Source organism: Undibacterium sp. SXout7W (assembly GCF_049339385.1).
GTDB lineage: Bacteria > Pseudomonadota > Gammaproteobacteria > Burkholderiales > Burkholderiaceae_D > Undibacterium.
Genome location: NZ_JBMPPF010000020.1, coordinates 1 through 22203 on the forward strand (window position 1 = coordinate 1; position 22203 = coordinate 22203).

Consider the following 22203-nt stretch of genomic DNA (forward strand, 5'->3'; position numbering starts at 1 on the left):
CCGGCGTTTTGTTCAACCAGATAGTCCACCCCATTGACCGTAAAATCGGCATCCACAGCGGCACTATCTTGCGCAGAGACGTTTTGTTTGCCGGTTGCATTCCCCTCCTCCAAAACGGCCACTGCCTTAGTACCGGCTTTATCGGTGGTGACAGCTGTCATCAGCGTTTTGGAACGAACATTAAATCCATACTTGGGTGCGCCGCCGTAATAGTCAACAAACTCAGAGAATGAGGTAATACGCCATGGCCTACCAGCAAGTGAAATTCCTTTGTTGTCCGCTTTTTGGGTATACCCGAGAAACGCCGGGACAGCCGTGGCCACTTCCACAACAGAGTCAGGAAAAGCATTTTTTTCGACTATATATACGCTTGGGGTTTTATACGCCATAGTGTCTTACTCCAACGTTATTGATCTCGAATTCGCTGTCTGAAAATTTTTCGACCTTCGATAGGTTGACCAATTACCTTCGGCATCCGGCTGGTAACCCTATCGTGCAAATACACGTAACTAGAGGTCATCACGAGGACTACCCTTAACTACTCAACAAAATAATTGTTGTCTCCGTGAAGTTTCGAATTATTTGAACGATGACGGTACGCGCGGTTCACTTCAATAATATAGTCTTTAGCGTAGGCAACGGTACGGATTCAAATAACATCCTGCCGTAATAATATGGCAACATCAACTTGTCCCTTATTTATCGAACTCACGTGCGATTGGATGGTTCAACACGAATTAGAGCAAAATACATGAACAACCGTGTGCTTTGACTCAAACCGCAGCGTAGAGTCGGGATGACAGTCGAAAATTGCACTCATACAGTATTTTCCATGACCATATTTCTATGTTTTTCAATCGACAAAAGGGTTAATTAATTTGACACCCGTTCCAGCAAAATCATCGATATTTCGCGTCACGACATCCATGCCATGAATCAGCGCAATAGCGGCAATTTGCTTGTCTATCGGATGTTGATTGTGGACCGCCATCAATTTACCCCACACTTGGGAACAATCTTCGTCAAAGACTAAGATGCGATCAGCATAGTCCGTTACCAGTTGATCTAACCATCGCGCAAGGACTCGTGCTTGCGTTTTGTCACCTCGATTGGATATTTTCTCGATGCCATGGCGAATTTCACCGATGGTTTGCACCGCCAGGTATAACGAGTCAGGGTCGGCAGACTTCCAGAACGCCTGGACACCCTCGTTAGCTTTCCGCCCTTTCCGGGCTTCGCTAATGACATTTGTATCGACCAATAACAATTCAGACTCCAACGCTGCGTATGTTGAAATCTGCGTCTTCTCCTACGTTGGGCATGCTTGCCAAAACCTCCACCAACGAACGGCGAGCCGGACGCTGCAGCGCCGCCCTCAAAATTTCACGATGTTCGGCCTCGGCACTCCGACCATGCGCCGCTCCTCGCATTTTCAGCGCTAACGCGATTTCTTCATCGACGTTTCTTACCACTAAATTCGTTGCCATGATTTTCTCAATATTTGATTGCATTGATATCAGTATAGAGTCGAGGCGCAATCATTGCAATCAATTTATGGAAGTGAAAATCCTATGTAGACCCACCAATAGATGAATCCCCAAACTTTTTGTTTCATGATATTTTCTCTCCAATCAATCTAGGCAAGCCATGACAAAAGGTAGTGGCCCAGAACTTCAATAGGAAATTCCTCAATGAATGTTTTTCAATGGAATAGTTCAGAAACCGACTTGAAACTCGCGTCATCATCGAAGGCTGGCGGCACAACATTACGACGAAATCAGCCCACATTCCCACATGAAATATTTGACTACAAACGAGTTTGTGAAAACAATCCTCAGAAAATTGCCGACTGGGACAAGCAAATTAAGGTATCTGTGGTGAGAAATTTTTGAGCCCCCCCCTCACAGAATAAAAACAGGAACTACAACAATGAAAAACATAACAGATACGAACCGCCGCAGATCCTTGTCTGCATTTCGGCGACCACAACACATTGATGATGTGAAGAAAGTATAGGACTTCCTTTTTGATTAAAAAAATTCCATTTGGAAGCAATAAAGTTCCCAATAAGAATTTCACTAATAATCTCAGATAGACTCTAAACTTGGCTCTTAAATCCGAAACTTTACCAGCAAATTTAGAGCTGTCAGACACCCCGATTGGTTGCGGTAAATGCAACTTGTTCCACACAGGACTGTAGTGCGTGTGAAGCACGCAACGGACAGATAAGACTGAGGGAACTTAGAATAAGAGAATCGACCTACCCGGAGTGCGACTCACATTACGATAGTGATACGAGTGCCGCTAGGTAAATTTGACCGTGCAATCGCAACTTACTCTCGATTAAGTAGAAAAAGTTATTGATGGGTCGAGAATAAATACACACTTTAATAGCATATATAAATCTATTGCATCAGATATTTATACCACTATAATGTGTAAATGAATTTAACCGATTGCACTATACAAATTTTCACTGAGAATGCCTGGCATGACGCGGCAGTACTTGAGCTAACCGGAGATTCCGCCTTTGGCATGAAGGCATCTACATATTTGGTTTACCTGCAAGAGCATATCTTGAGGCATTGGGGCAAATGCGATGCTAGTGCGCTTTCTGTCAATATCCCCGTCAATCTGGACTCTTATGCCTTAAATTCGTGGCCTGCGTTTTTAGTTGATTTACTTCCACAAGGTTATGGGCGAATAGAATTATTGAAACAGCTTCGTCAAGATGTAAAGACCGGTTCTGCTGCCGACTGGGCTCTGCTTTGTTCAGGAGCAGGAAATCCTATTGGCAATCTTAGAATTAAAGAGGCGCATCTATGGGCTTTGGAGCAAACATCTGGCTTGCCACGTGGATTTACTCTTGGTGAGGTTGCGTCCAGAGCAGGTGAGTTTAATGAATATCTGGCACAACATGGTCTGTTTTTAGCAGGTTCCTCTGGTGTTCAAGGCGAATGGCCGAAAATTTTACTGACCAAGGCACGTGATGGATTGTTTTACCTGGATCACACACTCGCTGACGATCAAGCGGAGCAGCATTACATCGTGAAGTTTGGGCGTGGCACCGATCCGTCCTTGGCCAACATTTTGCGTTTAGAAGCTCCCTACATGCGACTGGCAAAGCATTTAGGACTGAATGTGCATGCAGAATTGATCTTGCGTGAACGTGCATTATTCATTCCCCGTTTCGATCGCCAGATTCAGGATGGAAAAGTCATTCGATTGGGTCAGGAAAGCATCGCCTCTTTATGTGAAGTCACAGGATTTTCTGGGCTGCCAAGTCACAATCAGATTTGTCAAAAACTGAGCAAAGTCGCCACAGAACCTGAAAAAACCGTTATTGAATATATAAAACGAGATATCGCGAATATCGTTTTAGGGAACAAAGACAATCACGCCAGGAACACCGCGATACAACGAAGTGCAGATGGTTATATTGGATTGACACCCTTATTTGATTTTGCGCCGATGTGGTTGCATCCCGATGGTATTGCAAGACGCATACGCTGGCAATCCGACGACGGAGGGTTACCAAACTGGAGAAGCGTCATTCAACAAGCCAGTGAAGCCGCGAACCTCGATATGGTACAACTGAAGTCTGCCGTACAAGCCATGGCAGCACCAATGTCGACGTTACTTAGCTATGCAAAAGAATGTGGAATTGAAGAAGAAATGTTGTCTCCATTTGAAAAAACATTGAAAAACGTGTGTACACAGTTGGAGGATCTGTAAATGGATAAGCGCTATAAACCTCTCACTCCAATGGAAGAGTTACAAACTCGTCGCATTTTGCTAGCAGAATTAGCCGCCGAACCGACGACCCCCATTCCTATCGTCATCCGAAAAATACGTACAGGCTTACGATTCACGATTCCCGAATATGCGAAGCTTTGCGGTGTGTCCGCAAGGACTTTGCAAGATATTGAACGCGGGGAATCAAGTCCAACTTTAATGACCGCAGAAAAACTACTACATCCGATTGGCATGACCTTGGGCGCCGTGAAGAAATCTTCAACTTTACAAAAAATGAATGAATAAGTGTTCCTGCAGGTTACAAAGAGGGTAACCCCCCCCCAATTCGACAATAACTACAATAAATAAAATTTATCAATAAAGCAAAAATCTCACGCATATCCACAAATTAAAGCGTTTCTATCGAAGCGGCCAGCACAAAAAAGTTAATCGGCGCTCTTTATGAAATGAGTTCTACTATCAACAGAGAAAATTCACAAAATTTGTTTCAATAACAAGATCAACTTCAAAATAGTAAAGATGATGCTCTTAATCGTCATTATTTTTAAAGAATTTTTCTATTTCAGCGACTTTAATCACTCCAGAAATAGCAGTACTTTGACCATTTGCATCAAACCAATAACTTCGGGGCATTTCTCCATGCCATTTAGGATCGACTGAGAATCGTAGTCTCTCAGGCGCTTCCTCACCAAATGCCCAGGCATCTTTCATCAAGTCAAAGCCGTTTAGCTTTTGTTTCATCAAGCTGGCATTTTGCTCGTCGAGCAAAGAATCGGTGCCAATGGTGATAACACGAACATTTTTGTTTCTCTTCTTGCTTTTCCACAGCGCAGCAAGGCTGGCCTGACAAAACTCACAGTCGAGTGACCACACCACGAGGACAAAAGGTTTTCCCTTCTGGCTCTGTATCAGATTGTTCATGCTTACGGATTTGAATTCCTGGATATCAGCAGCCTGGCTGGAGGCAATAAACAGGAAAAACGATACGGCAACCGGCACCAGGAATTTGAAGTATTTATTCATTTGGTCCCCGTCAGTGGAATGATTCTTACGCCTTCATTTTGGGTGCACCACACCAATGCAGGGCCCTTGGGCGTGCTCAGCAGATGTGGCTGGTCTGAGTTGCCCTGCGTTTCGGCGATACGCAAGTCTTCCCAGGTAGAGCCCTCATTAAGTGAGATTTTACCGAGTATCGTGCTGGCGTTACCGTCAAATTGTTTCCATGCCAAGGCTATAGTTTTGCCGTGTACAACGACATCAGCATGCTCTGCCTGGGCGTTTCCCAGTTTAAGTGGTTTGCCCAACTCGCCTTGCGCATTGGTCGCTGCGTAGAATACTCCTCCTTCATCCGCCTTGACATTGAACCAGGTTTGATGACGTCGCCCTTCATTGTCAAAGGCGATAGAGGGGCCATGATGAGGGCAGGCGTCAATACGCCATTCATCGAAGCTCGTTCTCATCAATGCCGCCTGACTGCCATCTGAATTCAATTCGCTTAATGCATGATCACGGAAATTTGGCTCAAATACATGGCGCCACATGGCCACTGGTTTGCCATCTGGCCTGAGTGCCATCGCAATGCGACAGCATTCACAGCTATGTTCTGCCAATTTGTAGTCGGCCTTAAAGCTGGCTCCCTGGTCAGTAGATACTGAATAGTAAATTGCTGCGCCCGTGTATTTCTCTTTTCTGGCTTTGGCTGCTTCGCCATCGCGCTTATCTATCCATGCAATAAAAATACGCCCACTTCTATCCACGATCATGGACTCGAAGCGATGCGTAATCTCTTCCCGGTTGGTATGCACGGTGACAGGCGTTGAAAAACTGGCCCCACCGTCAAGCGATCTGACAAAGCGAATCTCTCCCGTGTAAGGCTTTGCCAGAGGTTTGGTGTAGGCGATATAGATTTCACCTTTCGGCCCAAAAGCGAGTTTGGGACGGTTTTCACCATCGGCAGAAATAGCTTCTGCTTGCGACTGTACTCGTAAGGGCTGTGACCAGGTTTTGCCCATGTCTGTTGAAGATTGCAGTACGACATAGCCGGTATTGCCTTCTCCAGCACTCTCTTTGCTGGCGATCCACAACTTGCCCTGCAAATCAAAAGCGGCCGAGGTACCTAGCTCTGCTTTGGCAGCCTTTGCCTTGCCATGATTCATTTGCGCGTGTGATATGGCTGGCAGCAGTATTGATATTGCAAATACACTGGATAGTAAGAAGCGTAGGGCAAGTTTCATGAGAGACCTCAATAGTCAAATTTCATACTGGCAAAAAAAGTACGTTGCGGGTATGGATTAGGGTTGACGTAATACTTATAGCTGCCGATATTATTGATGCCGACAGAGCCAGTCCATTGACGATTCAACTTATATTGCAACTTGGCATCGAATACGCTGTAGCTGCTGACTGCGCCATAGACATCCGGATTGACATCGTTGTATTGCTTGGTCGTCGTGTTGAACAATGCATTATGTTGATGTCCGCTATAGCGATAGCTAAGGCTATATGTCAGTCGTTCTGAAGCGTGATAAGTGGCAACCATGGTTGCACGCCATGCAGGTATACGTGGCTGGTCTGTGTCGACCAATCCGGGATTGCGGCTGTTGGCAACAATACTGGAATTGGTGTAGGTCACGCTACCGTTGAAGTCCAGGCCATTGACCAGTACATCATTGAGGCCAAGCACAGTTTCTACACCATAAGTGCGCACTTTGTCGACGTTCTGGATACTGGATATATTGGGCGTGACAGTCGTATCTGTTTGCGAGATCAGCGCATCACGCTTGTCTTCAAAGAAAACCGACGTGCGGAAAGTACCATTTTTAAGATAGCTCTCTGCGACCAGTTCTGCGGAACGCACTTTCTCGGGCTTCAGGTTGGGGTCATTTTGCTTGACATTGTTGGGCAGGCTGATGACCTGGAATATTTCGGCCACGGTTGGATAACGCACACCTTGCCCGAAAGAGGCGCGGTAAGCCCAGTCTTTGTTTGGCTGGTAAGAAAGCGACAGTTTTGGTGAAAAGTCACTACTGCTGCGGCTGGCATAATTGAGCTGTTGGTACGCCGGTACATTGGCTGCATTGAAATTGCTGCCATCAAATGCCTTCCACTGTTCCATGCGGCCACCGAATATCGCCTTCCATTCGGGGTTGATTTGCCATGCATCTTGCAGATAGATAGCCTGTGTTTGCGTCTTGCCATAAGAGTTGGACGACGGTGTCGCAGCCAGATTACTGCCCAGCCAGTCATTCAACACAGTGGACGTCACTGATTTTAATTCATAGCGATCAGCATGATAACCAAAGCTCAGGCGATGCGCGCTTTTCAAATCGCCACCTGGTCTGTATTCACCGCGCAAATCCAGTGTAGTCCAGCCGGTACCGTCACCGGTCGTGATCGTGCCGCCCGGTCTGGTGCTGCCCAATCCAGAGTCATACAAACTGCCATTGTTGGCTGCTGTGCGTGAGTTATCCTTGCGCTGATCGTATAAGCTGGCAACAACTTCCCAGTCCCAGGCACCTCTGGTATTGCTCTTGAGCGCCAGACCGTGCATATAGTGTTCACTCTCACTATAGCCCGGTGAGGTACCCGTCAAGCTGTAATAATTGGTGTCACCAGCGAACTTTACATATCTGCTGGCTCCAGCGGCAGTGGTATTAAAAACGGCATTGCCATTGGCATCGCGTAAATAATTGCCGACATAGGTCGTTGACCTGTTTTGCCAGATACCCAGGGTATAGCTGACACGCAATTCTGGTGAAAAATCGTAAGCAAGCTTGATCTTGGCATTGTCCTGCACGGTTGCATCAGCACCGATGGAGCTGGTAATGATGCGGGGATTGCCACTGGTGTCAATGTCACGGATTTCGCCATTGACATTGGTAAACGCGGGCGTTCCGGTCACTGTCGCTTTTGTTGCTGCACCAAAGGTTTGCGGATGACCATTGTTATCGAGATGGTCAACATTCACCAGCCATGACCAGTTGTTTGACTTGTTGCCTATCGACAGGCTGCCATGTGCGCCGTTGTAGCTTTGATCTGTTCCGTAAAGCTTGAAACGCTGCCCAAACACATCCAGTTTGGCGTGGGCTTCGAAACGATCAGGCGTATGTGTTGACAACAGCACGACTCCACCCGCCGAATTGCCAGGGTACAGGGCAGAAAACGGTCCATACAGGATATCAATGCGCTCTATCTCTTCGGGGGACACCATGCCCCAGCGCGGTGGTGTACTAAAACTATTGTTCAGGAAATTCGACAACAGCAGGTTATCTGCATACACCGTCGTCTGCGCACTGGCAACGGAGCTATTCACGCGCATGACCAGAACACCGTTGCGGTCACCTATATAGCGTTCGCGTACGTGGGTACTCGGCAAATAGTTCAGTGCTTCGCCAGTCGTGATGGCATTGATATTCTCTGAAATCTGTTTTGCATTGATAGACTCTCTGGTACCTGATACTGCCGGTCCGGCGATCTTATTGCTTTGGACGACTACTTCCTGTATGGGTTGGTCGGGACCTCCAGCGACTTCCGGGCTTACTGCCTCGGCAGAATAGGCAATGGCGGATTGAGAAAAAGCGGCAATGATTGCCAGGCTCAGACGGCGTTTGTTAAAAAATTGGCGTTGCATAATGAACTCTGGTTTGTCCCTGTCATACAGGGGAAAATTGACTCAATGTCACTTCGCATTTTGGTCGGTACCAATAGTGACAAAGTGAGTTTTGAGAGACTGCAAGTTAGATTTCCGGTGTTAAGGGCACTTGTGGTCTGATACGCGTCTAATGGATAGACACAGTTGTCCGATTAACACCGAATTGCAACTTGAAGAGCTGGAATTATTAGCTAAGACGGGGCGGGGCACGTGACTGGACCGAGGCCCAGACGAACAGAGGAGAAGGAGAGGTGTAGAACAGTGCAGGCATTTGCAACTGTTGGACAGTAACGGGTAAAGTCAGCATTTGTGCCGGAGGCAGAGCGAACGACGCGCCGTTCGTAAAACAATACGCACAGTGCTTGCCGTGCATGCCCTCGTTGGATAAGGGCGCACTTTTACCTGACTGTGTTGCGTCTGACTTTGTGGCTTTGCCTGTATTGGTCGTGCAAATTTTTGACCAACTGGTATCCCCACTTCTTGCAGCGAGTGCTGATGAAACCGATGGCATGAACAATGCCAGCAAGATCGCAAAGCATGCGAGCAAGGCTGTGTATCGTTGTGCGCGGGAATGTGGTTTCATTTCGGTATTTTAACATTTACAAGCAGTTTTTCCAGCGAAGCGTGCACTAATTGGTTCAATTGCAAGTGTTGAAAATTAACAATTCCAAGTTTTTCATTTGAGTTTTGTTGGCAGATTCTTTGCAGAAAATGAGTTGAGAGATATCAAATGCAGCTCAATAAAAATTGCATAGAATTCGAAACTTGTTTTTCAATTACGAACAGTTTGGTTATAATCCGCCCATGCGAATTTCTCATAGACTCCGACACCTGACTATTTGGCTGGCATGCTTTGCAATGCTGTTCAATGGCATTGTGCCGTCTATGGCAAGCACTGTAGTTCCTACAAAAGTGAAGGCAGGGTTTATCGAAATTTGTAGTGCTGAAGGTAATAAACTGTTTGAAATTGCTACCGGCAAATTTACGAAAACCAGTCCGGATGCCGACAGCCAGCAGTCCAAACATGGCAAAGTACATTGCGCCAACTGCCTGCCGCATGCCGATCACCACTTTTTGCTTCCTACAAATGACTCTGATGCGCCGAACGCTGGCTTGAGTGAAGCATTTCCACCGCTGTTCTATCATTCTCCACAAACCCTATTTTCCTGGGCAAGCGCACAACCGCGAGCCCCGCCAGCACTCTCCTGATTATCGCTCAGTTCCCTGAACACACGATCACGTGTGTCGGGGCGTGTTGTATTGCGTTCAGGAATATCCCATGCAAACCGCTTTCAAAGTCACCGTCGCATTCAATTGCGCGGCGATCTGTATTTTGTTGTACGCCTTCTCGAAAGATAGTGAGCGTATGCAGTCACAGGCATCATCTCAGGTGACTGGCGCAGCCATTTCTTTTCCAGCACCAGTGCCCAACCGGTCCCATCAACCCATTTCCAAAGTGTTGGAAAATCAAATTGCCCCTTCCAGCCATTCTGAACGAATGCCAACTGATGATCAGGTCATGATGCAGGAATTGCATATAGGCACGATGCCGACTGAATCCAGCAAGTAATTTTAGAAGACTTCTATTAAGCATCATTCATTGAGAGTGAGGAAAAAATGCAAGAAAAAAATAAGTTATCGATGATTTTCGCAGCATTTCGCTGTTTCAACGTCGCCGCCATTTGCGCACTGGCTGTATGGAACTCCTATGCCTTTTATCTGAATCAGGCCATGCAGCAAGCGCCATCGCTACAGCCAGTTGAAATGCAATTGGTACCAGTATTTGTCGCCGACGTATCTGCAAAAAAACCGTCATAACAACAGTGCAAATGGATGTTTTCTACAGGTCTGAAACAGGCTTGTTGCAAAGAAAGGATGCGGCTTCGTCGCAAAGAAAATGAGAAAAATTAATACACCATCATCGCTGCGAGTTGTAATTCTATGTGCAGTAACCGCGCAAACGATAGGCTATTCAAGCCTGGCTCTGGCTTCATGTGGAGCCAGTTTCTGCCTGGTCAATACCGACTGGGCAGTACAAGGCGCCTGGCTCGATCACGGAAATCGTCTTGATTTGCGCTATGAGCAAGTCAGGCAAGACCAATTGATGAGCGGATCACGAAAACTTGCTGCTAATGAAGTCGATCTGCGCAATCGAGAAGTCGAAACCACTAGTCACCGCTGGTTGCTCAACGTTGATCACGGCATCAACGAACATTGGGGCATTTCAGCGTCCATCCCGTTTATTGATCGCAGTCATCTGCATACGGAAGCCGGTGCGCCAGTGACCTGGAATTTTCGCCAGATTGGCGATGCGCGCCTGTCCGCCCGCTACCAGTCTGCCTTGCAAGATACCGCGACTGGTGGTGGCACGGTCTTTGGCGCAAATGCAGGCTTGAAGTTGGCGACGAGTAAAACTGATATTGCAAACGATACTGGTACCAGGGCTGAACGCAGTTTGCAACCAGGTACGGGAACAACCGATCTGGTCGCCAGTGTTTATTACCGCCGCGTACTGGCTGACCTGGCAACGAGCTGGTTCGTCCAGGCTAATCTCGAAGCGCCATTAAATGAAAAAGACGGCTACAAGCCCGGGAAGAAATTTGGCGTTGACCTAGGCATTCGTACCGAATGGAGCAGGAATTTTTCTCCCATGCTGCAACTCAATTTCCAAAGTCGTGAACGTGATTCTGGCTTCAATGCCGAGCCAGAAAATTCAGGCGGTGACAGCTTGTCCATTAGCCCCGGACTTAGCTACAAGCTTGCCGGACAAGCGCACATCTATGGCTTTGTACAAATCCCTTTGCATCAACGCGTGAACGGCGAACAACTCAGCCCCAAATGGGCAGCCACCATCGGCATTCAATCTACATTTTAAGGACCGCACATGAACACTTTACGCCAAGCCAGCATTTCCATTTCTATTATTGCATCAGCATTAGCACTCTCAGCTTGCGGTGGCTCTGGTAGCACAGCAGCACCGAGCGCGCCTGTCTATCCGGCAACTATGCCAGTCAGTATCAATTTTGACCTGCTAGCCAATGGCGGAGTCGCTAAATGCGGCACGCCCATCAGCGGCCTTGGTAGTAAAGGTACGACTGCAGACCTGAAAGACGCACGTTTCTATGTGTCCAATATTAATTTGATCGACGTGAACGGCAAACAGGTACCCGTAACATTGACCGCGAACGACTGGCAAAATGAACAGGTTAGTTTGATAAGCCTGATTGATGGCACGGGTACTGCCTGCGGCGGCACGACCTTGCCGACCAATGCAGTCATTGTGGGTACAGTGCCTGGTGCCGCCTACACCGGTATTTCGTATGAAATTGGTGTGCCAGAAACACTCAATCACACCGACTACGCCACTGCAGCTAAGCCATTGAATGTCGCAGCTATGGCCTGGAGCTGGACATCCGGTCGCAAGTTCCTGAAGCTGGAGCTGAACCCTCAAGGGGGTGTCAACGTAGTGCGCACCAACACCACGACCACGCCTGCTACGACGACCACAAGCAATGCCGCTACCTGGAATTTGCATCTTGGTTCTGGTGGTTGCACAACCAACGCCACCACGGGAGCCTATAGCTGTACCAATGCCAATCGCATGCAAGTCAAGCTAGCCAATTTCGACTACACCAAGCAAAAAATATCGCTGGACTTGAATGCCTTGTTTGCCGGAAGCGATTTGACGACAGACACAGCGGGTGCAGCGGGCTGTATGTCTGGCACCACCGACGATGAATGCAAGGCCATCTTTAATGCATTCAAAATCGATCTGCCTACCGGTAATCCAACGTCGGCTGGTGTACAGTCAGTCTTTGTTGCTCGCAACAAGTGATCAAGCCATTTAGCCGATATAGCGTCACCTATGCCGCATTCATTGCTACCAGCTTGCTGGTAGCAGCTTGTGGAGCTGGTGGTAGCGGCGGAGGCGGCCCCTCCGCAACACATACCCATGCCACAGCCACGACACCAGCTTTGAATGGCTTCCCTGCGCCAGTGCTATCAAGCAGCAATCCGTCTACGGATGAAAAGATTGCATTGGGCAGGCACTTGTTTTATGAGCCACGGCTATCTGGCAACGGTACACAGTCTTGCGCATCTTGCCATCAGCAAGACAAGGCATTCACCGACGGACGTGCCCTGGCGATTGGCTCTACAGGCGAAACGCATCCAAGAAATGCACAGGGTCTGGCGAATGTGGTGTATCACGCCACGCTGACCTGGGCTAATCCTGCGTTGACAGAACTTGAACGTCAGATGGAAGTGCCGATGTTTGGTGAGAATCCAGTTGAAATGGGAATCAATGACAGGAATCGGGCAGAGGTGCTGAATCGCTTCAAGCAGGATGCATCATATGTCAATTTGTTCAAGGCGGCATTTCCTAAAGACAGTGATCCTGTCAGCTTTGCCAATATCATTGCCGCTATTTCGACTTTCGAAAGAACATTGATTTCCAGTGATTCAAAATATGACCAATTCCTGCGTAAGGAAGCCAGTCTGAACGAATCTGAGTTGCGCGGCATGAATCTGTTTATGGGTGAAAAAGCCGAATGCTTCCATTGTCATGGCAGTTTTAATTTCAATGACCAGACCCGTTTTCAAGGGCTGGCCCAGGTCGATACGCCTTTCCACAATACTGGTTTGTACAATATCGACGGCAAAGGCGGCTTCCCTTTCCCTAACCGTGGCTTGTTTGAATTTACTTCAAAGCCAGCAGACATGGGTGCCTTCCGTGCACCAAGCCTGCGCAATGTTGCTGTGACTGGCCCCTACATGCATGACGGCTCCATCATGAGCTTAAAGGACGTGCTGGACTTTTATGCAGCAGGTGGCCGTCAGATCACCACTGGTATCTACGCCGGGGACGGCAGAACCAATCCCTACAAAAGCGACTTGATCACACGCATCAATCTGACAGAACAGGAAAAAATTGATCTGATCAATTTTCTGGGGACTTTGACGGATGAGAAGTTCCTGAAGAATCCTAAGTTTTCTAATCCACATTAATCATTCAACGTAATTTACGAAATATTTTTTCAGGAATTTTATGTATTCAAGTTTTTTTGAAAAACCTACGCTAAACAGTTTACACAGCACATTAGAGTATAGGCGCTTTACGCTTTCAAAAATTGCGATGCTTATTGCAAGTGTTTTTGCAATTGAAGCATAGGAAATGCTTCTTTTTCAAATCCGAATTCGGCATCTAAAGTAGGGTTTGGGCGTTTGAAACATTCATTGAGAATCCATTTTCAATTTTGGTATGGAAAAATGCCAAAACTTTAATTGGCCAGAACTTATAGTAAGTGTCGTGCGCAGTTCTTGGTGTATCAAGTGCCGATTAGTGGTCTTTTGCGGAATATTAAGGTTTACGTAAATTTATCGGTTTATCCTATTATTTACCCGTCTAATCAGGTATTTCCTTCCCCCCTGGGGCGGCACCATTACTTGGTAATAAATCAAAAAATCGATCGTTTCAATATTTTTTAAAGGTGATCAGTTTAGACACCACCAACCATAATTGCATTAAACCTTGAAGACAGATTCCATTCGTCGTATTTCAGCAGTAGAGAAGTGAAGTTGTTTTGCTTCATTTCGCCACACGTGTACGGCGCCCAATACTTCGTCCAGAATAAGGGCGGCCTCAGAATCAGTTAGTCGATAGAACTCATGAGTAGAAATTGCAGCATCGAGCGCAGTATCCGGTGTGCTTTTAGCCCCCAAATCCAAAGCATGTTCACGCTTAGCTGGATTTGGATTCATGTCAAAAGCGGGAGCAAGTCGCCAGCCTGATTCTTCCCTTAAAAAGCCATGATTACGCAAATGGTCATCTCTGTTTCCGATCGCCACATTAAACATTAACCTGCGAAACAGCTCCGCCAAATCAAAATCCACATGACCACGCGCGCCCTGGTCGGTGATAACCTGGGCAATATCAAGATAGCTGCTAGGCTCACCGTCCTGCTTGCCGGTCATGGTCATCGCAGAGGCGTACATTCGGCGGCGGTGCCCCACTCGATCGAAGCGATTGACACAAAAGGTATGGTATTGCCCGCCGAGTTGTTCCAGCCTGGAGTTCGGGACTGCAATGCCAGAGTTTCTCGCCAACCGATGTGCCAGATACTCCCACTTCCCGATATCGTAGCGATCATCTTGCGCTGGAAATTTGGCAATCCACAGAGACCCGTCCGTGTCTTCAAAGCTGGCTTTCGGCCGAGCGCCACCGAGCGATGTGCCAGGAGCCATCAACATAGCCAACCATTGCTCATATTCGGGCAAGGATTCAATGCCAACATCTTGTATACGCGCAGCTAAGGCCTGCAGCTCACGTAATTTGCTTACTGGAGGAACCGCAAACTCACCACTCGAAATAAATTCCTCTTGCTCGTCCTGAAACCTAAGACCTCCCATACGGGATACGTCTTGTACTGCCAACAGAAAATCCAGGTCAAATAAGGTTCGATTCGCTCTTGACTCCCGAATCGCTAACAATGCCTCGCGTCGCTCAATCAGCACCCTGCCCCATCTGTCTGGGGCAGTATCACGGAAAATACCGGCCAGCGTTCCTTTGACAGGATATTGGGGTCCTGCAACCAACGGCAAATAAGGATCAATCGCAAAGGCATTCGCCTCCGTTAGCCACGCTTGCGAATAGCTGAAGGCCGCTGGCGTATCGCTATGCTCAGGGATAATTAAATTGCCTATATATAAAGGATCGCCGAATCGGACGTCATCAAGCCATACATTGGCCAGCTTTGATTTACGTGCCATCGCTAATCCTTATCACTCAAGACGGATTTAGTTTTGTATTTCGCCAAGACCTGACTGGCCAGAGATTGCCTGCCCTCTTGCAAAGGTCCTTCGATAGCGGGTGATTTAAACGTCCGCTTATTTGTGTTTTTTGATACTGTTCGGCTAGGCTGTTTGATCAGCATAGCGTCTTGAAGTTTTCTCCCAAGCACGTCATCATTTGCAAGATTATTCACATCCGCACTCAAACCAAGTGTCTGCAGTGCGCTCAAGTAAGAGCCAAAAGCGACCGTTGGATCGCCGTTCTCGACCCTGCGCAGGGTCTCTCTAGAAACACCCATACGCTCCGAAAACAACGTGGTCGTGAGCTTACGCCGCAATCGTGCAAGACGAATACGATCACCAAAGGCAGACATCTGTGCCGTTTGACCTGGATAAAGAGTGACGGATTTTTTAGTCATAATGAATCATATATTAGGCATTACAAATACAATTGTCAATTTTATGAGGCATCATTAAATAAATTAAAAACACAAATTTTTATAGCTGTCTCACAAATAAAGCAATATACATAATATTGACATCTTTATGAGACATAATATTTCCACTCTTGCAAAAATGTCATTTTTGCAATTATCGCTAGCATGAGCGCTATTTCCTGGCTAATTCTCCACGAAAAATGCTTTCCACTTTAACACGCTAAAAATTGGCTAATAGCCATTACAAATAGGCATCTTATTTGATCCACAAACACTGCCCAATGTAGCCAATGTGTAGTGGTCACCCCATCCCGGACACTAGGTTAAGTTTTTCTTCGGTGACGGCCGGTGCCAGTCCTTGATTGAACTGATGTGGCCGTATCCAGTTATACCGGTGCATCAGGTAGTGGCTGATGTCCCGTTGTGCTTCTTGTGCCGTCATGTAACCTGTTGACGGCAGCCATTCCGTTTTGAAACTGCGGAACAACCTTTCCATCGGGGAGTTATCCCAACAATTTCCCCGGCGACTCATGCTCTGTCGTATCCGATAGCGCCACAAGCGTTGACGGAATTTTCGGCTGGCGTACTGGCAGTGATGATTTCGCACGTTGGTGCAAAGAACATCAACTTGTGCCAAGCATGAGTAAACGTGGGAATTGTTACGATAATGCGGTAGCTGAATCATTCTTTAGCAATTTGAAGAAAGAGCGAGTCAGGCGGAAAATTTATGCAACAAGGGAAGAGGCGCGATCTGACATTTTTGATTACATCGAAGTGTTCTACAATCGCAAACGGCGACATAGTCATTTGAATCAGATGAGTCTCCTAGCTTTCGAGCAACAACAATTTGGAAGTTAAGAGTTGTCTACGAAATTAGGGGAGGTCCAGTTCCGCCTACGAGTCAAACCATTCTCGTACGGCCAAATCGTTCAACTCGTAGCTGGAACTGCGACCACCCGCATCTCTTTTTCGTAACACGCCGCGAGCCAGCAAGTCAGTAATATCCCGCAGGGCGGTGTCTGGTGAGCACTTGGCAATCGCCGCCCACTTACTACTGGTGAGTTTGCCTTCAAAACCGTCGAGCAGTCGGTTTAGTAGCTTCACTTGCCGTTCATTCAACGGCGTTGTCGCCCAGCGCTGCCAGAATCGCACCTTGGTCAGTACGGCATCGAGCGTATGCTGCGCTTGGTCTACAGCACGATGCAGAATCTCTAGAAACCAAGCGAGCCACTCAGTCACATCCATCGACTGCTTCTGGGTATGTTCCAGGATGTCATAGTAGGCCTTACGCTCCCGCTGGATCTGCGCCGACAGACTGTAAAAGCGCTGCGGACTACCATCGGCTCGCGCCAGCAGCAGATCACCGATGGCTCGGGCGATACGGCCGTTACCGTCGTCGAACGGGTGTAGGGTGACGAACCACAGATGTCCTAGTCCTGCCTTTATGAGCGGAGGCTCGCTCGTGGCGTCATTGACCCAATCGAGGAATCGACGCGTTTCGGCTTCCAGACGGTCCGCTGGCGGCGCCTCGAAATGCACACTCTGTCGACCGATGGGACCAGACACCACCTGCATCGAACCGCTACTATCGTTACGCCAAGTGCCGACGTTGATCTTGGATAGACCTGAGTAACCGGTCGGAAAGAGCGCGGCGTGCCAACTAAACAATCGCTCCCGACTGACTTGTGCATGGCAGTTGGCGGTAGCGTCGAGTACCATCTCGACGATGCCTTCGACCTGACGATCGACTGGGGCCAAGGCACCGATGTCCACACCCAGACGACGAGCGATGGACGAGCGCACGGATTCGACATTGAGCTGTTCACCTTCGATTTCGCTGGTCTTGACCACATCTTCGGTGAGCGCTGCCAAGCTGGCCTGATCCCGCAGCGCCATGCCAACATCGGCTAATCGGCCCATCAATAGACCCTGGGCACGGCTGACGTCAGCCAGTGGTTGGGCCAAGGTAGCAAGGTCAAAGTGCCAAGTTGGCCAGTCGCCGGCCTGCCAGATATAAGTGTAATCTCCGCTTTTCATACGGAGATTATGAGACACATTCTCCGCAAGCGCAAGTTATTCACCGCATTTAATACGGTGATAGAACAGTCTATTCGCCGCACCACTACTATTGTGGATACAAGTTCAATTCCGCAAATGGGAATCGAATAGCAGACTCGACGACGATTTTGATGCACTGCATTGGTCGATTGACTTGCCCGAAAAGTAAAGAAACTGAGCGCTATCAATCCGCGATTTCTGCAATCATCCTCAGTCGATGGAACAGGTAGCATCCCGATTTCCGTCGACTTGACTTTTTTTTGAAGCGAGGACAATGAACTTCGGTTGGATCACAAACCTGGTTTGGATCTTCATACCGATGATTTCATCTCACAAAAAAAGGACATGAGATATGACGACGTTACTCAAACATAAAACAGCTATTTCTGTTTTTACTACCAAGCTCTGTGCCAGTTGGCCAACTGCTTGTGGTGGTGGCCGCAATATGAGCTGTGTTGGTACTGGCAACGCTCCAGCAACAACGAGCACCTCGGGTACTACAAACACCACACCACCGGTGACCATAAAGAGCGGTTCCAATAGAGCAGTGAATTGGCCAGATTGTTCATTCCCTGTGCATAGTCAGGTTCGGGCCATCACTTATGCCAATGACCGTGCTGCCTCCGCATTTATTCAGGCATTGAATAGTATGCGGACTCAGGCACGAATTGATCCCATGACGGGGCGGTTATATAGACACTAGGAGAATAGCGGTAAATCAAGCTTTATTGGGATGAAACCGACTGATCGGTCACGATTTTCTAACTATACGGGTGTGGCAACTGAGATTGCTTCCGTCGACGATAAAAACAAACCCTTTGTAGTTCCGGACCAGTTTTACCGCTTCTCATATTCTGCATCACATTGCGTATCAAGATACTGTCGCACTAGGAGTAAGTCAGCGAGATCACCGGATAACAGGCGACTCAACGCGGGCTTTCCAGCAAAAAGTTCATGTGCGTTTGCGCGATTGATCCATTCATCAGCTTGATTGGGATCTGGAAACAGAATTTGCAATGCTTTCTAAATACCAAGGATAAATGAGATACGTTCCAACGTCTCTGTGTTCCCGGTAGCAGAAATCGGGTTCTGCTTCCAGGCATGAAACATGGGCAGATCCGATGTGCCTAACAGGATCATTTCTTGATCTGGCTGTAATCCCCATGCGGCTGCAATATTAAAAAAGGCCCTGAGTCCTACATGCATCAATTGATCGGCATGAGGTACTTCGGAGTGAGATGCGATGTTCATGATGGAGTTTATGTTGAAGACAATTGGAATTGAAATTGTAATCTGAAACAAAAGCTGTCAATCACCCATCTCTGGGGACATGCCGTGTCTGCAGTTTGTATCAAAACATATTTTCTAATGACATATTGAAAGAAAAATCATGCATAAAATTTTCAGACTACTTTTTCCACGTCAATCATTAGTGGCTATTTCAGGACTCTATTCATCAGCCATTATTTGTAGTTTGATGCTGTTTTACTGGAGCGCTGATTTGGCAATAGAAATGTTGTATTTAACAGAGAATGATGTCCGCTATAAAGGTCTGGCCATCATTATTGGTATGACAGTCATCCGACATTATTTGATCATCAGAGGAAAAGATATTGTCGCAAACTGGCTCAATAAAAAATAGTCGTTTTGGCGTTGGTAGCAGGTTACCTAAGTCAGGAAGTGTGTCATCTAAGGCAGTAAATCAAAAATTTTAGCTTCACTTCCACAGGTGACATCACTTACCTTGAGCGATGCTAAAGTAACGCTCAATTACGGAACGAAGTACAACGCGATACGGTCTGAATGCAATATCAAAGCTTTAATGCATGAGGTGTATCTGTTGCAGCATGGTACGTAACATGCGTCGGTAACAAGCCACTGGTATGTATCTCCCACAGCCAGTGGCCCTTTCACAATGTTGTCAACGAAATCTAGTCAGATTGCCATCTCTACGCTTACACAGAAAGGAAGGAGACTCCTGCTATCAGCGTTGCACATCGTGATCCCAATGTGATCGTCGCTAAAAAAAAATGACATGTAGACAGATGCAGCTATTAACAAGAATCTCCGCTCTTAAAGGCAAAGGAACATGTCAAGTATTGGCAAAATCAATGAACAGTGCTGACGACCATACCTTGCTGTCATCGCGCTGGCGTCCCGTCAAGTATACTGGTCGGTGACCGAACGGAGCGTTTGTTGCGTTCACTTCTAGCTTACCTTCCAATCGCAATGGCAATGAAGCTTCAGTCAAACGCTCTAATGCCAGAAACAACTCGGTACCGCCAAGCTCAAGACGCAAGCCACCTTCATCAAGTAACTGTTTGCCGGTAATTTCCCAACTGAAATCGGGTGCATGCACAAAAGGATTTCGTTTTAGCGGGTCTCCCACCTTGACGTAACTGTCAATGGTTCCCTCCACGCGGATTACGGCGTGCAGAAGATTGCTCGCATCGATTTCTACGCTATCGGCATCACCGTAGGTGTCACTACGGAATCCAATTTCGGTGGGACCTGCTCGCCAACAATTTTCTTCACCATGTTCAAATCCATGAGATCGAAAACTATGAATAGTCGCGTTGCGAATCGAGATGCGTCCATTCCATACAGCCCAGCGGTAGCGATCCGGAACACGAGCGCCTCCCCAGCGCAAGCGGAACAGCCGATCAGAGTAGCCAAGCTCTTCGTGTAGATTACGCTTCCATATTAAGCCACTGTGATCATAGGCAGCGATTTCATCCCAACCAGCGGTTCCCAGGAACTGGTAGTTCACGACAGCGGGCCCATGTTGAGTAAATTCATCGCCCTGAACATAACGACCACTGTTGACCAGTACTGCAGTGTGTTCTCCTGTAGTTGCCCATGTATGACGTGCACGTAAGGCTCGACCTATGCTCTGACGATCTAAGGTGTCAGAGAGTACTCCTGTCAGACCACCATAGACACCAAACACCTGAGTACCTGGTGGGCCACCTCCTGGTCGTCCACGATGTTCGTCGCCACTGGCGGCAACACCAATTTTATATCCACGGCTAATCACATCCTGATATAACCATCCAAAATGCCCCCAGCTGGAGGCAATCTCCACCAGACGCTCCAATTTAGGATGATGCCAGTCGGGAATATAACGGCGACCACCTACGTGTGGCATGATTAAGTGATGTTCCGGGTCATCAACATAGGCAGCCCAGAGTTCTTCAACCGGCCAACGACCAAGTTCGACCGAGCTGCCTTTCATGTCCTCATTCCATGTGAAGGTGCGGTTGTGTTCACCCTTCTGATTGTAAGGAAACTCGGGTGCAGTATCTCCAAGAAATACCACGTTGTGATCACCACCTGCGGTGGAACTACCGCACCATTCCTGTACTGGGTAGCAAACAAAGTTCCCAGGTTGATTAAATTTTTCAACAGTGGCGACACCTTGTTTCCAGTTTTCATCGGTGATTTGGAAATCGTTGGCAGTGTAACCGAGTACATCGATACCACCGATATCACGGGCATAGGCCGCATTGTATGCCGGACTATTGGTACCCACAGTATCATGGGCATGCACATGCAGATCTGCGTAATATGAACGTGCAACCGGAAATGAGTCATCAATGCTGATATAAGCGATAGCTGGCTTTACCGCGCTGTTATCCAGTAACTCCGCAACGAGTCGTAATTCACCAGCCGCACTGGGTAAATCATCTACCCCGATTGACGCCCATCCATCGTTGGGAAGTGCGTGCGTTTTGTCGTAGACTATTCGCTCTCCTGCATAAGCGAGTAAACGCAAGGCACTCCCAACTGGCAATTCCCCTGCCTGGCACGCATTACCCCAGCGGTCTTGTAAGGAAAAGCGAAATGGCAAACGCTCGCCAACACGTGCAAAGCGTGGTCCAGCCAAAAGCCAGCGTACTGGCTCTCCGGCGAACATATCTATCACCACATCGCCAGGCACAGCAATGAAACGTGAAGAACCCAGTGGATCAACGTAACAACGGAAGCGGAAATTATTTTCGACAAAGGTTTGCACCCGGGTTCCTGCCCCTCCACTTCGACGGTCACCTAACCGAATAATAATATGGTCACCGGCATTCAGATAACCATCCACGACATCAACAATAATTGCTTTCTGAAAGGGACGCTCGTGTCCTTTTTGGTCAAAACGAATGCTCAGAGATTGAACGGTGGCGGGACTTTGTCCTTGCACCAACGGCCCTGCATGATACTCTGCACTAATGTAGTTAGCAGCAGCAGGATCGCTGGTCTGAAACAGAGCCCAGTCCGAATAAAACTTGAACGTTGCCTTAAACCAGCCACCATCGGCTACACCTGATGCTCCCACCTCATAGTCAAGCACAATTTCTCCCCAACTACCGGTCTCCAGTCTGTTGACGTTACAGCTAACACGGCCTGCAAACTGCAACGCCTTATTTTTTTCATACAGACCAGTCGGTGCATAATGTGTGCCGAGTTTGTCACATAATTGAGCGTACCGCAGAGCGTGGTCTTGCAGTTGATTGTCCATAA

At 47.7% G+C, this 22203-nt stretch carries 22 protein-coding genes and 3 pseudogenes; 11 read left to right on the forward strand and 14 right to left on the reverse strand.

Going from position 1 to position 22203, the window contains the following annotated elements; genetic code table 11:
- The 3 genes and pseudogenes from ACO0LB_RS16845 to ACO0LB_RS16855 form a co-directional block, all read right to left on the reverse strand.
- Positions 1 to 389, reverse strand: a pseudogene (locus ACO0LB_RS16845) (phage tail sheath family protein); the annotation flags it as partial.
- Positions 390 to 853: 464 nt separating this feature from the next.
- Positions 854 to 1267, reverse strand: a complete 414-nt coding sequence (locus ACO0LB_RS16850) for a type II toxin-antitoxin system VapC family toxin (protein WP_423051168.1) — start codon at positions 1265 to 1267, stop codon at positions 854 to 856.
- A 1-nt stretch (position 1268) separates the two neighbouring features.
- Positions 1269 to 1487: a FitA-like ribbon-helix-helix domain-containing protein gene (locus ACO0LB_RS16855; RefSeq protein ID WP_423051170.1), complete on the reverse strand. Its 219-nt coding sequence runs from the start codon at positions 1485 to 1487 to the stop codon at positions 1269 to 1271.
- 955 nt (positions 1488 to 2442) lie between these two features.
- On the opposite strand from ACO0LB_RS16855, the gene ACO0LB_RS16860 reads away from it, so the two are divergent.
- Together ACO0LB_RS16860 and ACO0LB_RS16865 are read left to right on the forward strand one after the other, a co-directional pair.
- Positions 2443 to 3735, forward strand: a complete 1293-nt coding sequence (locus tag ACO0LB_RS16860; RefSeq protein ID WP_423051172.1) for a type II toxin-antitoxin system HipA family toxin — start codon at positions 2443 to 2445, stop codon at positions 3733 to 3735.
- Complete coding sequence (locus ACO0LB_RS16865; protein ID WP_423051174.1) at positions 3736 to 4041, forward strand: helix-turn-helix domain-containing protein; 306 nt, start codon at positions 3736 to 3738, stop codon at positions 4039 to 4041.
- 243 nt (positions 4042 to 4284) lie between these two features.
- Here ACO0LB_RS16865 and ACO0LB_RS16870 read toward each other — a convergent pair whose 3' ends face one another.
- The 4 genes from ACO0LB_RS16870 to ACO0LB_RS16885 all read right to left on the reverse strand — a co-directional run bounded on the left by ACO0LB_RS16870 (position 4285) and on the right by ACO0LB_RS16885 (position 8990).
- On the reverse strand, positions 4285 to 4779 hold the full coding sequence (locus tag ACO0LB_RS16870; protein WP_423051176.1) for a hypothetical protein: 495 nt from the start codon (positions 4777 to 4779) through the stop codon (positions 4285 to 4287).
- Positions 4776 to 5990, reverse strand: coding sequence for a sialidase family protein (locus tag ACO0LB_RS16875; RefSeq protein ID WP_423051178.1), 1215 nt, complete (start codon positions 5988 to 5990; stop codon positions 4776 to 4778). Before ACO0LB_RS16875 ends, ACO0LB_RS16870 begins: the two co-directional genes overlap by 4 nt.
- An 8-nt stretch (positions 5991 to 5998) precedes the next feature.
- Positions 5999 to 8386, reverse strand: a complete 2388-nt coding sequence (locus ACO0LB_RS16880) for a TonB-dependent receptor (RefSeq protein WP_423051180.1) — start codon at positions 8384 to 8386, stop codon at positions 5999 to 6001.
- 208 nt (positions 8387 to 8594) lie between these two features.
- Positions 8595 to 8990 (reverse strand): DUF2946 domain-containing protein, encoded by a 396-nt coding sequence (locus tag ACO0LB_RS16885; RefSeq protein WP_423051182.1) that lies wholly within the window; start codon positions 8988 to 8990, stop codon positions 8595 to 8597.
- Positions 8991 to 9211: 221 nt separating this feature from the next.
- On the opposite strand from ACO0LB_RS16885, the gene ACO0LB_RS16890 reads away from it, so the two are divergent.
- From ACO0LB_RS16890 to ACO0LB_RS16915, 6 genes are all read left to right on the forward strand, one after another.
- A complete protein-coding gene (locus ACO0LB_RS16890) occupies positions 9212 to 9616 on the forward strand; it encodes a DUF2946 domain-containing protein (protein ID WP_423051184.1) in 405 nt (134 codons plus the stop codon).
- Between the two features lie 70 nt (positions 9617 to 9686).
- The gene (locus tag ACO0LB_RS16895; RefSeq protein ID WP_423051186.1) at positions 9687 to 9977 is read left to right on the forward strand and encodes a hypothetical protein; all 291 of its coding nucleotides are present in this window, start codon (positions 9687 to 9689) and stop codon (positions 9975 to 9977) included.
- Between the two features lie 47 nt (positions 9978 to 10024).
- Positions 10025 to 10225, forward strand: a complete 201-nt coding sequence (locus ACO0LB_RS16900; protein WP_423051188.1) for a hypothetical protein — start codon at positions 10025 to 10027, stop codon at positions 10223 to 10225.
- Positions 10226 to 10304: 79 nt separating this feature from the next.
- The gene (locus ACO0LB_RS16905) at positions 10305 to 11282 is read left to right on the forward strand and encodes a hypothetical protein (protein WP_423051190.1); all 978 of its coding nucleotides are present in this window, start codon (positions 10305 to 10307) and stop codon (positions 11280 to 11282) included.
- Positions 11283 to 11291: 9 nt separating this feature from the next.
- Positions 11292 to 12242, forward strand: a complete 951-nt coding sequence (locus tag ACO0LB_RS16910; RefSeq protein WP_423051191.1) for an MbnP family copper-binding protein — start codon at positions 11292 to 11294, stop codon at positions 12240 to 12242.
- Positions 12239 to 13414, forward strand: coding sequence for an MbnH family di-heme enzyme (locus tag ACO0LB_RS16915; protein ID WP_423051193.1), 1176 nt, complete (start codon positions 12239 to 12241; stop codon positions 13412 to 13414). The genes ACO0LB_RS16910 and ACO0LB_RS16915 overlap by 4 nt, the downstream gene beginning before the upstream one ends.
- 516 nt (positions 13415 to 13930) lie before the next feature.
- Here ACO0LB_RS16915 and ACO0LB_RS16920 read toward each other — a convergent pair.
- The 3 genes and pseudogenes from ACO0LB_RS16920 to ACO0LB_RS16930 form a co-directional block, all read right to left on the reverse strand.
- Positions 13931 to 15175 (reverse strand): type II toxin-antitoxin system HipA family toxin, encoded by a 1245-nt coding sequence (locus ACO0LB_RS16920; protein ID WP_423051195.1) that lies wholly within the window; start codon positions 15173 to 15175, stop codon positions 13931 to 13933.
- 2 nt (positions 15176 to 15177) lie between these two features.
- On the reverse strand, positions 15178 to 15615 hold the full coding sequence (locus ACO0LB_RS16925; RefSeq protein WP_423051197.1) for a helix-turn-helix domain-containing protein: 438 nt from the start codon (positions 15613 to 15615) through the stop codon (positions 15178 to 15180).
- Between the two features lie 319 nt (positions 15616 to 15934).
- Positions 15935 to 16222, reverse strand: a pseudogene (locus ACO0LB_RS16930) (integrase core domain-containing protein); the annotation flags it as partial.
- On the opposite strand from ACO0LB_RS16930, the pseudogene ACO0LB_RS16935 reads away from it, so the two are divergent.
- A pseudogene (locus ACO0LB_RS16935) lies at positions 16210 to 16491 on the forward strand (IS3 family transposase); the annotation flags it as partial. The pseudogenes ACO0LB_RS16930 and ACO0LB_RS16935 overlap by 13 nt on opposite strands.
- A gap of 36 nt (positions 16492 to 16527) precedes the next feature.
- On the opposite strand, the gene ACO0LB_RS16940 reads toward ACO0LB_RS16935, so the two are convergent.
- Positions 16528 to 17670 (reverse strand): Fic family protein, encoded by a 1143-nt coding sequence (locus tag ACO0LB_RS16940; RefSeq protein ID WP_423051199.1) that lies wholly within the window; start codon positions 17668 to 17670, stop codon positions 16528 to 16530.
- Positions 17671 to 18043: 373 nt separating this feature from the next.
- Here ACO0LB_RS16940 and ACO0LB_RS16945 point away from each other — a divergent pair, with 373 nt between their 5' ends.
- The gene (locus tag ACO0LB_RS16945; RefSeq protein ID WP_423051201.1) at positions 18044 to 18394 is read left to right on the forward strand and encodes a hypothetical protein; all 351 of its coding nucleotides are present in this window, start codon (positions 18044 to 18046) and stop codon (positions 18392 to 18394) included.
- 134 nt (positions 18395 to 18528) lie between these two features.
- Here the strand turns inward: ACO0LB_RS16945 and ACO0LB_RS16950 are convergent, their stop codons facing one another.
- Both ACO0LB_RS16950 and ACO0LB_RS16955 read right to left on the reverse strand, forming a co-directional pair.
- On the reverse strand, positions 18529 to 18708 hold the full coding sequence (locus tag ACO0LB_RS16950; RefSeq protein WP_423051203.1) for an antitoxin Xre/MbcA/ParS toxin-binding domain-containing protein: 180 nt from the start codon (positions 18706 to 18708) through the stop codon (positions 18529 to 18531).
- Positions 18709 to 18714: 6 nt separating this feature from the next.
- Positions 18715 to 18942 (reverse strand): hypothetical protein, encoded by a 228-nt coding sequence (locus tag ACO0LB_RS16955; protein WP_423051205.1) that lies wholly within the window; start codon positions 18940 to 18942, stop codon positions 18715 to 18717.
- Positions 18943 to 19081: 139 nt separating this feature from the next.
- Between ACO0LB_RS16955 and ACO0LB_RS16960 the strand changes: the two genes are divergently transcribed.
- Positions 19082 to 19333, forward strand: coding sequence for a hypothetical protein (locus ACO0LB_RS16960; RefSeq protein ID WP_423051207.1), 252 nt, complete (start codon positions 19082 to 19084; stop codon positions 19331 to 19333).
- Between the two features lie 450 nt (positions 19334 to 19783).
- On the opposite strand, the gene ACO0LB_RS16965 is transcribed toward ACO0LB_RS16960, so the two are convergent.
- The gene (locus tag ACO0LB_RS16965; RefSeq protein WP_423051209.1) at positions 19784 to 22201 is read right to left on the reverse strand and encodes a hypothetical protein; all 2418 of its coding nucleotides are present in this window, start codon (positions 22199 to 22201) and stop codon (positions 19784 to 19786) included.
- Positions 22202 to 22203 lie beyond the last annotated feature (2 nt).